This window comes from Bacillus sp. FJAT-53060, assembly GCF_037104745.1.
In the GTDB taxonomy this organism is placed as follows: domain Bacteria; phylum Bacillota; class Bacilli; order Bacillales; family Bacillaceae; genus Bacillus; species Bacillus stratosphericus_B.
The window spans coordinates 34,537-46,943 of the sequence record NZ_JBAWSW010000006.1; the positions used below are offsets into that span (position 1 = coordinate 34,537).

At 38.5% G+C, this 12,407-nt stretch carries 19 protein-coding genes and 5 pseudogenes; 14 read left to right on the top strand and 10 right to left on the bottom strand.

What is annotated here, in order from left to right; translation table 11 throughout:
• The first annotated feature begins 12 nt into the window (after positions 1 to 12).
• The 10 genes and pseudogenes from WAX46_RS04025 (at position 13) to WAX46_RS04075 (ending at position 5,059) form a co-directional block, all read left to right on the top strand.
• A complete protein-coding gene (locus WAX46_RS04025; protein WP_336493396.1) occupies positions 13 to 987 on the top strand; it encodes a tyrosine-type recombinase/integrase in 975 nt (324 codons plus the stop codon).
• A gap of 390 nt (positions 988 to 1,377) precedes the next feature.
• A complete protein-coding gene (locus tag WAX46_RS04030) occupies positions 1,378 to 1,755 on the top strand; it encodes a helix-turn-helix domain-containing protein (protein WP_336493397.1) in 378 nt (125 codons plus the stop codon).
• A gap of 211 nt (positions 1,756 to 1,966) precedes the next feature.
• Positions 1,967 to 2,752, top strand: a complete 786-nt coding sequence (locus tag WAX46_RS04035) for a phage antirepressor (RefSeq protein WP_226570334.1) — start codon at positions 1,967 to 1,969, stop codon at positions 2,750 to 2,752.
• 22 nt (positions 2,753 to 2,774) lie between these two features.
• Positions 2,775 to 3,110: a hypothetical protein gene (locus WAX46_RS04040; RefSeq protein WP_336493398.1), complete on the top strand. Its 336-nt coding sequence runs from the start codon at positions 2,775 to 2,777 to the stop codon at positions 3,108 to 3,110.
• Positions 3,111 to 3,133: 23 nt separating this feature from the next.
• Positions 3,134 to 3,307 (top strand): hypothetical protein, encoded by a 174-nt coding sequence (locus tag WAX46_RS04045; RefSeq protein ID WP_226570342.1) that lies wholly within the window; start codon positions 3,134 to 3,136, stop codon positions 3,305 to 3,307.
• Positions 3,304 to 3,501, top strand: coding sequence for a hypothetical protein (locus tag WAX46_RS04050; RefSeq protein ID WP_336493399.1), 198 nt, complete (start codon positions 3,304 to 3,306; stop codon positions 3,499 to 3,501). Before WAX46_RS04045 ends, WAX46_RS04050 begins: the two co-directional genes overlap by 4 nt.
• Positions 3,498 to 3,710 carry a hypothetical protein gene (locus WAX46_RS04055; RefSeq protein ID WP_336493400.1) on the top strand — a complete coding sequence of 71 codons (213 nt, stop codon included), beginning with the start codon at positions 3,498 to 3,500 and terminating at the stop codon, positions 3,708 to 3,710. The genes WAX46_RS04050 and WAX46_RS04055 overlap by 4 nt, the downstream gene beginning before the upstream one ends.
• A gap of 95 nt (positions 3,711 to 3,805) precedes the next feature.
• On the top strand, positions 3,806 to 4,168 hold the full coding sequence (locus WAX46_RS04060; RefSeq protein ID WP_336493401.1) for a hypothetical protein: 363 nt from the start codon (positions 3,806 to 3,808) through the stop codon (positions 4,166 to 4,168).
• Between the two features lie 145 nt (positions 4,169 to 4,313).
• A pseudogene (locus WAX46_RS04065) lies at positions 4,314 to 4,750 on the top strand (BppU family phage baseplate upper protein); the annotation flags it as partial.
• 42 nt (positions 4,751 to 4,792) lie between these two features.
• Complete coding sequence (locus WAX46_RS04075) at positions 4,793 to 5,059, top strand: hypothetical protein (RefSeq protein WP_336493402.1); 267 nt, start codon at positions 4,793 to 4,795, stop codon at positions 5,057 to 5,059.
• 439 nt (positions 5,060 to 5,498) lie between these two features.
• On the opposite strand, the gene WAX46_RS04080 is transcribed toward WAX46_RS04075, so the two are convergent.
• From WAX46_RS04080 to WAX46_RS04095, 5 genes and pseudogenes are all read right to left on the bottom strand, one after another.
• A complete protein-coding gene (locus tag WAX46_RS04080) occupies positions 5,499 to 6,053 on the bottom strand; it encodes a site-specific integrase (protein ID WP_336493403.1) in 555 nt (184 codons plus the stop codon).
• 5 nt (positions 6,054 to 6,058) lie between these two features.
• A complete protein-coding gene (locus tag WAX46_RS04085; RefSeq protein WP_336493404.1) occupies positions 6,059 to 6,475 on the bottom strand; it encodes a hypothetical protein in 417 nt (138 codons plus the stop codon).
• Positions 6,444 to 6,653 carry a hypothetical protein gene (locus WAX46_RS04090; protein WP_336493405.1) on the bottom strand — a complete coding sequence of 70 codons (210 nt, stop codon included), beginning with the start codon at positions 6,651 to 6,653 and terminating at the stop codon, positions 6,444 to 6,446. Before WAX46_RS04090 ends, WAX46_RS04085 begins: the two co-directional genes overlap by 32 nt.
• Positions 6,646 to 6,831, bottom strand: a pseudogene (locus WAX46_RS15730) (ImmA/IrrE family metallo-endopeptidase); the annotation flags it as partial. The gene WAX46_RS04090 and the pseudogene WAX46_RS15730, both read right to left, overlap by 8 nt.
• An 86-nt stretch (positions 6,832 to 6,917) precedes the next feature.
• Positions 6,918 to 7,132 (bottom strand): annotated as a pseudogene (locus WAX46_RS04095) (transposase); the annotation flags it as partial.
• A 378-nt stretch (positions 7,133 to 7,510) separates the two neighbouring features.
• Between WAX46_RS04095 and WAX46_RS04100 the strand changes: the two are divergent.
• On the top strand, positions 7,511 to 7,735 hold the full coding sequence (locus WAX46_RS04100) for a hypothetical protein (RefSeq protein ID WP_336493406.1): 225 nt from the start codon (positions 7,511 to 7,513) through the stop codon (positions 7,733 to 7,735).
• A 264-nt stretch (positions 7,736 to 7,999) separates the two neighbouring features.
• Here WAX46_RS04100 and WAX46_RS04105 read toward each other — a convergent pair whose 3' ends face one another.
• Complete coding sequence (locus tag WAX46_RS04105) at positions 8,000 to 8,569, bottom strand: site-specific integrase (RefSeq protein WP_336493407.1); 570 nt, start codon at positions 8,567 to 8,569, stop codon at positions 8,000 to 8,002.
• Between the two features lie 152 nt (positions 8,570 to 8,721).
• On the opposite strand from WAX46_RS04105, the pseudogene WAX46_RS04110 reads away from it, so the two are divergent.
• Positions 8,722 to 8,907 (top strand): annotated as a pseudogene (locus WAX46_RS04110) (peptidoglycan-binding domain-containing protein); the annotation flags it as partial.
• A 170-nt stretch (positions 8,908 to 9,077) separates the two neighbouring features.
• Positions 9,078 to 9,842: a hypothetical protein gene (locus tag WAX46_RS04115; protein WP_226568933.1), complete on the top strand. Its 765-nt coding sequence runs from the start codon at positions 9,078 to 9,080 to the stop codon at positions 9,840 to 9,842.
• 385 nt (positions 9,843 to 10,227) lie between these two features.
• Here the strand turns inward: WAX46_RS04115 and WAX46_RS04120 are convergent, their stop codons facing one another.
• The 4 genes from WAX46_RS04120 to WAX46_RS04135 all read right to left on the bottom strand — a co-directional run bounded on the left by WAX46_RS04120 (position 10,228) and on the right by WAX46_RS04135 (position 11,954).
• Positions 10,228 to 10,380 carry a hypothetical protein gene (locus WAX46_RS04120; protein WP_226568935.1) on the bottom strand — a complete coding sequence of 51 codons (153 nt, stop codon included), beginning with the start codon at positions 10,378 to 10,380 and terminating at the stop codon, positions 10,228 to 10,230.
• A 123-nt stretch (positions 10,381 to 10,503) separates the two neighbouring features.
• Positions 10,504 to 10,644 carry a hypothetical protein gene (locus WAX46_RS04125; protein ID WP_226568937.1) on the bottom strand — a complete coding sequence of 47 codons (141 nt, stop codon included), beginning with the start codon at positions 10,642 to 10,644 and terminating at the stop codon, positions 10,504 to 10,506.
• Between the two features lie 114 nt (positions 10,645 to 10,758).
• Positions 10,759 to 10,920 (bottom strand): helix-turn-helix domain-containing protein, encoded by a 162-nt coding sequence (locus WAX46_RS04130; RefSeq protein WP_312887872.1) that lies wholly within the window; start codon positions 10,918 to 10,920, stop codon positions 10,759 to 10,761.
• Between the two features lie 455 nt (positions 10,921 to 11,375).
• Entirely contained in the window at positions 11,376 to 11,954 is a 579-nt protein-coding gene (locus tag WAX46_RS04135; protein ID WP_226568940.1) for a DUF421 domain-containing protein, read from the bottom strand.
• A gap of 164 nt (positions 11,955 to 12,118) precedes the next feature.
• Between WAX46_RS04135 and WAX46_RS04140 the strand changes: the two are divergent.
• A pseudogene (locus WAX46_RS04140) lies at positions 12,119 to 12,262 on the top strand (galactose oxidase); the annotation flags it as partial.
• Positions 12,263 to 12,407 lie beyond the last annotated feature (145 nt).

Here is a 12,407-nt window from a genome sequence, read left to right on the forward strand (position 1 = left end):
GGAGGTGGTAGTATGTCGGCAAATAGGACAGGAAGGCGCATTAAAAAAGAGCGGACTTTACGGAAAACGACGAGCAATCTCGACGTTTTATTCATTCAGTTCCGCGCGATAAAGAAATCAGAGGGGCGCGCAGAAGGGACGATAGAGCAATATGAGAATAATTACGGCTTCTTTATCGAATTTTTCGACCGCCATAGAATAGAGCGGTCGATAAAAGAGATTAATAGAGAAGTTCTACAGAAATACATCGTCTATATGCAGGACGAATGGGTGAAGTTTGAAGGTCACGGATTTAAAAAAGAGGAGCATATGACGAAAGGTTTAGCGCCCGCTACAATTAACACGCGTCTTAAGACTTTGCGGGTGTTCTTTAAAACGCTCTATGACGAAGGTTTAATTGAAAATAACCCTATGTGGGGCATAAAGAACGTTAGAGAACTGGAAGAAGAGATCGTTATATTAGATGAGGATGAACTACGTTTGCTGTTTGCGGCACCGAACCAAAGGAATTATGCAGACTTTCGAGATTACGTTTTAATGAACGTTTTGTTAGACGGGATGATGCGTATTTCTGAAGCGCTGGGTCTTCGTGAGGAAAACTTCGATTTAGAAGGAAGGGTTCTGTACATACCTGCTGCAATCGCCAAAAATAGAAAGGCTCGGTCAGTACCTATTGACTTTGGAACGGCGAAGATATTAAATGAGTTAATTATCGAGAATAAAGCCGATTTTGATTCCGACTTTATATTCCTTGCGAACTATGGCGAGAGATTAACACGCGATCACTTCCGGAAACGGCTTGCAGAATATGCAAGGGAAGTCGGTATTAAAAAGCGTGTCCATCCACATCTTTTCCGTCACACGGCCGCAACAATGTATCTAGAATCAGGCGGAGATATTCGTCATCTACAAATCCTACTCGGACATAGTGACTTACGGATGGTTATGAGATATACGCACTTGTCGGGAAAATCACTGACCGCGTAGCATGATAAATATTCTGCGATTAATGTCGTTAGAAAAAAACTAAATAAGCAAAGAAAAATTAAGAGAAGATGACTCGGCCACATGGTCGGGTTATTTTTTATTTTAAATGTCCCGATTTACGCCGCCCACATGCGACTGTATAAGTGAAAGCGAAATTTTTTTAAGAAACGATGTCCAATTCTAAAAGTATATACGCAGTTATAAGTGAAAGCGAAAAAAGTTCCGAATTTATTGTGCGGTTTTAAAAAGTGGAGGGTATTATTTCGTGTATGAGGTTTTAATAGGTCGTATGCGACTGTACTTTTGAAAGCGAAAAAAGTTCGTAAATTTTGTGCGGTTTCCAAATACGGTTCGTATGATTAAGTAGAAGTGGGAATAGGAGGTTTTAATATGCCAAACGAAAAGCGACCGATCGACTTTCACGACCACAGATTCGTCCGAGTAACGAAGTCGGTTATCGCAGACGAAACGTATTTGGATAAGCCGGTTCAGAAACTCGTATACGCCGTTCTTTGTTTCTACGCAGACAATACGAGTAAGAAGTCGCACCCAAGCGTTCAGACTATCGCAGATAAATGTCGATGCTCAACGAATACGGTGCGGGCAGCATTACGTAGGCTGAAGGAACTCGACCTCATTGACGTCAAAGAACGGAAAAATGCGAACGGGCAGGCATCGAATGAATATACGCTTTGGGAACCTCCGGAATGGTTCGTTGAGACCGGCACTTCAAAAAACGACAATAGCCCCCTGCAAGATTTGAAGTAAGGTACTTCACAGTTTGAAGACGAACTAAACTCATTTAACTATACTTATTTAACTAGACTAATAATAGCGCTCAATTAAAATCTTTCGCGCAAATAATTAAATTAAAAGATATATCTATCGCGATAAAAGATATTTGCAAAGAGTGAGCGTAAGCGAACGAATTGCTACGGTTTTAAAAATAAACGGAAAAAATAAACGAGGAGGAATCGTAATGAACGAATTACAAAAAGTATTCAATTATCAAGAACAACAGGTGAGAACAGTCGTGAAGGATGGTGAACCTTGGTTTGTTGCAAAGGATGTATGTGATGTGTTAGAAATCGGCAACCCAAGTCAGGCTTTAAGTCGTTTGGACAAAGATGAGAAGAATACCATCATTTTAAATGAGGGTATTGGCAATCCCAATAAAACAATTGTAAACGAACCAGGTCTTTACACATTAATTCTAGGCAGCCGCAAACCGGAAGCCAAACAGTTCAAACGTTGGATCACGCATGATGTCATCCCGACAATCAGAAAGACAGGCGGCTATGTAGCGAATGAAGATCTATTCATTCAAACGTATCTGCCATTCGCGGACGACCAAACAAAGCTTTTATTTAGCGCAACTTTAGAGACTGTACGAAAGCAAAACGAAGTAATTTCCGAAATGAAACCGAAAGCAGATGAACACGATCGTTTTATTTCCGCGACAAACGTACAGCCGTTAGACCAGGCAGCCAAATCGATCGGCATTGGCCGAAACAAATTAACGTCATTCTTACGGACAATCGGTGTCTTTGTTCGGAAGGAAGGATCACCGGTTCCTTACCAGCGCTACATCAACGAAGGATATTTTAAAGTCAAACAGTCGCCGTCTAGATATTACGGAGTTAACTTTGTGCAGACGTACGTTACTGCGAAGGGCGTCTCCTTCATCGACCGAAAGCTGGAAGAGTACGGAGGATCACGGGCGGTCAACGCATTGAGGATGAAGGAAATCGAACATATAGCGTAAGAAGAGGAGGAGCCCGATAATCATGACGATTGAAATTACGATATCACCCGACTACCGCCTAACATCCGACGTCCACAACATCATCGTAAATGAACGTTATTTCACCGACCCGACCAAAGCGCCGGGCTGGGCCAAGAAGCTAGCCGATAATCCTGACGCTGACCCGACGCCGGTCGAGCGCTGGAGAGAAGTTTCGTACCACCCGACCGTTGATCGCGCCGTCTTAGACGTAATGAATCGACGCATAAAGACCTCGGATGCGGAAACACTGGCCGAGATCGCACAAATGGTACAGGAATTTCGCACGGAATTTGCGGCGGCACTGACGATCGAGGGCGCTAGTATCCCCGACAAATAAAACGTCTAGGAGGCGGTTAAATCATGGAAAGAACGTTTGACGTTAAGAAGCTCGAAGAAACCTACGGGCATCTCGGACTTACTGTTCGGAAATGTGAGCCGGGAGAGATTGGCGGTATTTTCGTAAAGGCCAGCGACGGAACAAAACGCGAGGTAACTATGGAAGATTTATTTCCGGGATGGGAGGACGTCAAATGACAAAAACGAACGATCAAGAAATCGCAGAATTACGTCATGCAATGACGGGGCTGATTGCGGAGAATGAGCGGATGGTGCGCACCTTACGTTTAATCGAAGAAAAGTCGGATACACCGATTCGAGAAAACGTTGATGACGTTTCGATAACGGTTCTATACGAAATTAACTTACACGCATGGGAGGCGTTAAAATGAAGCCGGAAATCACGAAAGAGCAGGCAGAGGCTATCGAAGAAAGCCTCAAATGTTATAACCGTCAAGGCTTACGACCAGGTGCGGAGTCGTACAACCACTTTCTAATCGACCATACGAAAGTTTTTACGGCAGTAACCGATCCGTGGAAGGACTTGTTCTCGTGCTTGAACGACATGGACATCGTAACGCTAGCGGCCGCGAAAAACTAGCGTACGGCTTAAAGAACCTCGTAGGAAAGTTCGTTTCGGCTACGTTCTTTAGGAACCAGCGAACGGTAAAAGACGAAGAATAGGAGGCGGTATTTATGAGCGAAAAGCCCATCGAAAAATGGACGGCACGCGACTTCATCGTCTATCTACACGAGCGTCACCTCGAAGTCTACGGCATTAAGTACGTCGCCAATAATCGCGGCATGGAAGCGCGTAACATAAAGACGATGATCGGCGAACATGGGGCGATTATTGTACGGGACTTCATCGACGCGTGCTTTGCGGCTAAAAAGCCGACGGCTCAATGGCCCGGCTGCAACTTCGGCTTTATGTTTTCGTATATGCGAGACCGGCACCTGCCGCCGTTGCTCGTAAAGCAAAAGACGGCTGAACAGACGGAAGAAGACGATCGAAGGGCGGTTGAACAGTCGCAAATAAACTACGGGGAGTTGTTTTAGTATGACGAAATATAAGACGGAGAAACGTAAGGCAAACGTTGGCGAACGGATTTTGATTACGGATAAACACGTAAATGAAACTCGGTATAAAAACGGAGATGTATTTGAAGTAACGCAACGGAAACGTGGGTACGTGTGGTCAGAAATGGCCGTGAATATCCTCGACTATGAATACGAAGTCATCGTCGGAGTACAAACGCCAGCACCGAACATCCTCGAAGTCTTTTACGTCTTGCTGCGTAAGGGTATCCACTTAAGCTTCTATGACTCAAAGATTGTGTTTTCAACACAAGATATAGGCACAGCTAGATTGATATTCAAGCTGCATAAAGATGGAATGCCTCTCCCTTTGTCTGCAGTAGAGGGTAAGTTAGTCTTGTTGTTCTCTAATGGATCTAAGCACATTAGAAATATCACGCTGTCGACAAGGTCGAAGGGATAGCCGAATATATCCTAGACAATGACGAGATTAAGCTATACGGCAGGGTTCAAGCATCATTAAATCTCTTTTATAACAACGGTCAGTCCCTGTCTGTACACGAGTTTACATTCTCAATAAAGAAGAATTTAATAGATGAGAATATTGTTCCAGATGCAGAATATTACATTGACCATTTTGACTCGTTGAAATCAAAGATAGAACAAAAAGCAGCTAATCTGGAAGCAGATATAAAAAAGCGCACCGATGTAATGCAAGGAAACATTGATGCAACTACTAAAGAGTTACAGGTTCACCTTTATAAGATGAAGGAAAAACTTGACGACCTTGATTCTTTGGAAACAAAAAAAGGAGCTCAAGCAAAAGCCGACGACCGTGCGGCAAGCGAGGCAAAACGCCGTAAAATGCGTGGTAAATTAGCGGAGTTCGAGGCGTTTATTGGGGCGGAGTAGGTGGTCGATAGTTCAATTGGGAGACGATAGAATACGATACCATCTTATCGCAAATTGCGACAACATCGGCTATTGGACGAGTCCATATTTTGGTTCGCACAAATTAGGTAGCGGATGTAATACTTGCAAGTTAGCGCTCCCATCGTTTATAATACGTACTATCGAAGTGAATTCGTTTGACTTACCGACTGACTTAACGTCCATATACCAACGTTTGACTTACCAGAGACGTCACGGATACCTTGTCAGGGTAGAGGTCGCTGGTTCGAGCCCAGTCGGAATCATCGTTGAAACCCTTGCCTAGCAAGGGTTTTTTGTTTTTTTAACAACGAATATTTGTTCTATTTCTTTTGATTGGGGACGAATTGGGGACGAACTTTATCCACCAGATTGTTTCTCAATATTTTTAGGATCAAAACGATTAAAGTGTTCTGCAGTGTTAAATTCTAATTTGTTTGTTACATGACCATAAAATATCTGAGGTTGTTTTAGCACTAGCATGTCTGGCTCTTTTCTGAATAGCATTAATGCTCTCACCTGCCTCGATAAGGAGAGCGACCATTGTATGTCTTAAATCATGTAGTCGAATGTTTTTTAATTTTTGTTTGTTTTTGATTTTAAACCATTTGGAAGTAGGGGTTGTGTAAAAATAAGGCTCACTAAAGCCATTATGAAATATATATAGATGCTCTCCGCCTTTCCATAAGTCGCCAACTAATAGTTTTTCCTTTTTCCACATGATATGATACTGCTTTAATTCATCCATATACCAGCTAGGCATCTTCACAAAGCGTTTAGAACTTCTTGTTTTAGGTTCTTTAACATAGGGCTTACCATCAATTGTTTTTGATATTGAACGATTAATATGAAATCCACCGAGGTCCCAATCAACATCCAAATGCCATTCAAGAGCAAGACTTTCACCGCTTCTTAGACCGCCGATCATAGCAGCTAAAAAATATAGTCTCCACTTAATATCAACTTCTTTATACAAAATTTTTATGCATTCAGCAGCTTCGTCACAAAATAGTTCATTTCTTTTCTTTCATGTTCTGGTTGAGGAAGTCCTTTCATAGGATCAACCATAATAATCTTCCATTCTTCAGTAGCAGTTTTAAAAACAACTTGTAAAATTATAAAAATGTCCTGTATAGTGACCCCGCTTAAACCTCCTGATTTCCCATCCTTTCGTGCGCCATCTTTTTTTAAACTGTCTAAAAAATCTACAATATGAAGGCTTTTTATTTGTTCCATTTTTTTATTACCAAAGACAGGGAGAATGTGATTTTTTAAATGTCTCCAATATACATCGGAAGTAGTAAGAGAATATGGTTTTCCACTCTCTTGATAAAGCTTCTTCTCTTTCCACTTTGCGATGAAGGAATCAAAGGTTAGTTTTTCCGGAGTTGACTTCAATCTTGAACTGAAAAAGCTGATCTGAGAGGTATTCCTGCAATTTTCTTTTCGTTTTTAACAGTTTATGATCATCTATACGAATAGTTTTATACTTTCTTAACCTTTTTCCATTAGCATCATATCCAGTTTCAACAACTAATCTAAAAGAATTACTTCCTCTTTTTTCAATGCTAGCCATATAAAACGCTCCTTGTCTGAGAAAAAGTTTTTTGACAATAAAGATTTAAACGGTGATTTGCAAATTCAGGAGTAACATTGAAAATATTAGAAACTTTCAAGATAGCTAGTTCATGTTCTTTGGGTAAATCGAAATCTATTAACATGAATGTTGGAACGCAAAAGTGATAAGCAAAATAATTTGCTTCAGACCGTAGACAAACCCCACCTTTACTTTAAATAAAAGTGGGGTTTTCACTTATTTTGAAAAAATTGATCAGTTGTCTTACCCTGGACATGGTCGTCTCCATGTCCAGTTTGCTAGCTTTTAAGATTCATGGCAGCGAAAGTAAGCATCGCCTGCATTGAAACTTTTTTCAGTCCACGAAGTTTCGTCCAACGCATACCATGTTTTTCTTTTGCATCCGCAAAAACGCGTTCAATCGTTTCTTTACGTTTTGCGTAGATGTTCTTATTCATTTCGGTGTGTCTGAGATGGTCTGATGGTGAGTTTAAATCTTGGGTTAAAGAGAATTGCGATTTCTTCTTCAACAGCTTTTAAATTTATACAAACATACGAGCAATTCAAAGAAGTCGCGACTCACTACAGGTAAACTATTCGAAATGCTTTCTCTACCTACTTCAGTGGATCGACAAAAATTCATCGACTCATCTCACCAAATCCCATCAACAGGAGAAACAAAAACTGTAGATGAGATGACTGTGCGTGAGCTGCTGAAGTGAAGAAAGCTAAGATAAAAAGCGATTAGGACGTGAGTTAGATGAAGTTAAGAATATAGATCAAGATGAATTAATTGAGGATTTGAGAAGAACCAATGTTATCATAGAAGAAAATGGATATTGGGGGATTGTCAGTAAATGCTCAAATCAAAGTTAGTTGTTTGGACGTTTATCATTGTGATTGGATTTTATATGCTCGTAAGTATATGGAACATTGCTGTATTTCCAGATAAGACATGGGCAAATTATGCAAGACAGATTTTAATTATCGTTATTGGGAGTATGGTAAATGGTTTAATCGCTGCTATCTTTATGTACGCAGCATCCATGTTAGTGAAATATATTAATGGTGATAAAGTTTAAATTTGCAGACAGGAATGTTACCTTTTTGTTTTTAGAAAGACAAAAGAACACTCTCGATTATCTCAAGAATGGCTCTGTATCAATGGTTTTGTGTATTGAGCATAGCGGGATCGAACCGCTGACCTCTACGCTGCCAACAGCGCTCTCCCAGATGAGCTAATGCTCCGGGATGTTTCAACAAATATTATTATATTTAATTCCGCTTAGAATACAAGGGGAAAGGCTAATTTTTTATTTTTGATGAGAAATCTCTCAATTTTTGTATTATGCATTATTTTTAACCTTGGGGCCGACTTGGGGACGGAGATTTCCTGGCTCTAATTTTGTGTTTCTCAAATGTTTGGGATCAAACTTGTTAAAGTGATTCGCTGCACTCTTTTTCATTTCATCGGTTACATGGCCATATATATCAGATGTTGTTCTGGCACTAGCGTGTCCTGCACGTCTTTGAATAGCACTAATGCTTTCTCCGACTTCCATCAGCAAAGCAACCATAGTATGGCGCAAATCGTGTAAGCGGATATTTTTTATTTTATATTGGAGTTGTAAAATAGTAGGTTTACCAAAACCACTATGAAAAATGCATTGGTAATCTTCACCCTCCCATGTATCTTTTAGCTTATCCTTTTCTCTTTTCCACATATGATAATATAGTGACAATTCATTCATGTACCAGTCAGGCTTCTGTACAAAACGTTTTGAACTTTTTGATTTAGGATCTTTTACGTGTTGGTTTAAAAGAGATCGGTTTATTCTAAATCCGCCGGCCGTCCAATCAACATCTAAATACCATTCAAGTGCAAGACCTTCGCCTCGCCTCAATCCTCCTATCATTTAAATGAAGTGCCCCCTGTCAAGTAGACAGTGTTAAAAAGACACTAAGCAGCCTGGGTTCTGTATTGATATGGGCTCAGGTTGTATAATTTTTTTAGAACGTTGATGATTGTAAAATGGATATATCATACTGCTTCATAAACTGCTTCAGCCAGATTCAGGAGGCATTAGTGATGTATTACTATCCCGACAAAGGAGCAAAAAACAATGGAATTGATGGATATTATGGCGTGAAAACAACGGATGCAGTAGAACGATTCCAACTTATGCACGGACTTAGTGCTGACGGTATTTATGGTCCGAAGACGAAAGTAAGATTGGAAGCATTATTGAAGTAATAATCCCTCTTTTAGGGGGAATAAACCTTTTTTAATCTCTGTAAAACTTTAATTATCGTATCATCCATTTGCTTTATTTGCTTTCTTTTTAATAATTTTTACATTTTTTCAATAATTTATGATATAGTGATTTTGTTGGAAATATTTTATAATAGAAAGGAAGAATAAAAGTGAAAAAAATCATGTGTTTTACCCTAGTACTTACTTTAATTATGTGTTTGGTTGGAGGTGGAGGTGTATCAATGGCCTCAAATATAGAAACCTCAATAAAAGATAATGTTAGAGACGCCATTAAAGTGTATAATGAATTAAGTGAACAATCTGAAAAAGTTAGTAACAATAAAGTTGAGAAGCTGGTGACTAAAACAACTGAAATTGTAAAAAACAAAGAGGTAACGCTTTACAGCAAAAATGAGCTTAATTTGGATGGTGCTACCGCTTTGTTTAATAAAGAAACTAACGAAATCTTTCTGAATGTACCTATGAAGACATCAGATCCCCTGAATAATATGGAAGGTATAGTACTAACGTTTGATCAGAATAATACTTTAGTTAATTATTCAGAAATTCATTTGAAAACTAATAAGGAAGAACTTGAAGGAACTTCGTCTTATTGGGTTAACGGAAAATTGGTAAGCGAAAAACTTCTTAATTTTTCAGAAAATGACTTTGATAAAATTGTAGCTTTCGAAAAAAGTGATACAAACAAAATGAAGCTTCAGGCTTCCCCACATAAAAATTTCAAAAAATGGTGGAATGGTTTTAACAATTGTTTATCTTCAAAAGGAGTTAGTTGGGCGATGATTACATTAGCAGGAAGCATCTGTGGCGGAGCTTGTAGTGTAACAATGGGTACAGCTTGTGCGCCTTGCTTTTATGGCTTAACATTCTTATCAGGGTTTAACATTGGCGAATGCTTTTGGAAAAAATATTAGTTAGGGGTATATAAATGAATCTAGTTCGTGTATTGTGTATGCTGATTTTTATAGTATCATTAACGGGCTTTATACAAATCATTATAAATAAACAATATATTTATAATGGGATTATATATATATTAATATTCCTATTATCCTTAGCTCTTTCAATCACTATCCCTATACAAAATAAGAATAATAATTCGTCTACACAAAAGTGAAAGTAAACACAATGTAAAAACTGCATCCCTGTTATTGACATATCATCATACAGTCAAAGGTGCAGTTTATCAGGAGCATATTAATAAGCCTTTCGCATAGCGAGAGGTTTTTTAAATATATTCAATCGACCGAAAGGGTGGTAAGTGGTGGGAGTATTCACAAAGACCCACCAAATGGCGGGCTACTTGAATAGTTTACCTAACAATTTTCCAGTCGTTTTCCCCGCAGCACGTCGCATGATACGTTTTCCGATTGTACCCTTTTGAACGGCATTTACATCCCCTGATACCTTAGCTGACTTATAAAGTGCAGAACGGATTTTATTGATCTTCATATACACTACCCCTTTGATATGAGTATTAGTTGTTAAGGCGTTCCTCTATGTCATAAATTTTTCTGTCTAATTCAGAAAATCTCTTATCAGTGTATCTAAGCTCACGTTCGAGATCCTTTTTGATCAATTAAGCATAGCCATTATCTCTTCAGGCTCATTTTCTTCCAGCTTGGTAACTGTAGATTTAATTTCTTTCACATCTTGTTTAATGGTTGATACGTCCGCAGCCAATTGTTCAATTATCTTAAATAGTTTTTCGTCCATTGTTTCACCTCTAATCTAATTGTACCACCATTGCAATGGTTTTGTTTAAGGAAAAGGCGCAACTAACCCTTGTCTTTTTTTTTTAGGTGATCTTTGATTATTTTTTCGAGTCCGTCAATATCCTCGTTCATAATTCGCATAAGTCGCTCTATGAATACCTATTTTTTCTGACATTTGCTCCTGGGTTAATTTTTTGCTTTTTCTAAGCTTGATCAAACGGTCTTCAAACATACAAACACCTAAACAAACGAGAGTGAGGGAGATTAAATTAAACATATAACGATTGTTCAAACTGAATTCAACACCCAAGAAATAAACAACTTATATTCTGCAATTATCGTTAAAGAAGGTTATGAAGTAGGGGAGTGTGATGATCATATTGTTCTAGCTGAAATCTCTCAACGAACTGACGGTAACTATGATGAGGGAAAGACCTGGTATATAGGAAGAAACGTTCCATATACAGACTTGCTGAGGTCGTTGGTTTGAGCCCAGAGAGAATCATCGTTGAAACCCTTGCGGAAGAAAATCTTTGTTATAACGGTTATCTACCAAATTTTTTTCGTACTTGCAGTTCTAGTCTTTCGTAGATCGTGATGTTGAGGGAGGTTATACATTTGGTACCAACCAATTATGTCTTATTTTTCTGGGTTTAAAAAAACACGATCAGGCACTCCGTGAAAGGAAAAAGTGATCGATGGATTGCTCAGCATATGGATATTTCTTTTTCACTAATGCAGCTTTTTAGGATTCTTTTGAGTTTGTTCTTTGTTTATTTCCTCGAATATATTGCTTTGATTATTTTGTTGGTGGATCGAATTCATGTTCGGGGAATTAAATATTTTCTTAAAATCTCCAACAGTTAAAGGCTTTGCATCATCTTTTAGTTCATATCCTAACTGTCCATTTGGTTCTAAAGTAGCGTTCTTTACATTGTTAATATTAGAAATTCCAAGAAGTCTTAATCGCATTTCAAGCTGATCAACTGTTAGCCGCATTTTCTTTAAAGTATCTACCTTGAGTTGCCCATCCTCTATAACCAGTTTTGCTTTCCCAGTTAAAAATTTTTCAACCCAATTGGCTTTTATTTGAAACCATTCCATTAAAACTAAGGCGATAGTAAAAATACCAGCAGTTGTAATAGTTTTCCATAAGCTGGTTTCCGTAATTGGCTGAACGATAATTGTCCCGATTGAAATCATGACCACAGTTTGGGCTAAAGTCATTTGTGCAATTGATTTTCTTCCTGAAATCCTCAAGAGAAGGATGCCAGACACAATTAAAATTAATGCTTGCCATGCAAAATTCATTTCATCACCTATTTTTTCTCTTTTTTGTAGTTTTCCTTAGGATAAAAAGTATTATTCATAAAACAATCATGGCATAAACTGAACGTTGTTCCGGATTGTTGATGATCAATTATATGTCATTGGTGGACGTAACTACGCTTATAGTATGGGTCATCTTTCTGTAAAAAGAGATCAATGATGTTCTAAATTGGTACAAAGAAAGAAGCTTTGGAATCGGAATGAACTTCTATGGAATCAATGACGAACACAATCAAGGACCCTTCACAAGTAAAAAAGATTACGTGGTGTACGATATCAAGCAATACTGATAATAGATCAGCAGCTTCAACTTGTAGAGAAACCTATGTTTTTCTACAAGTTTTTTTATTTTTACATAATTATTAAAATAAAGGATTAATGGCATAAAAAAATAAGATGTTTTTAAAAAAATCTGCTAAACATCCTATAACTATA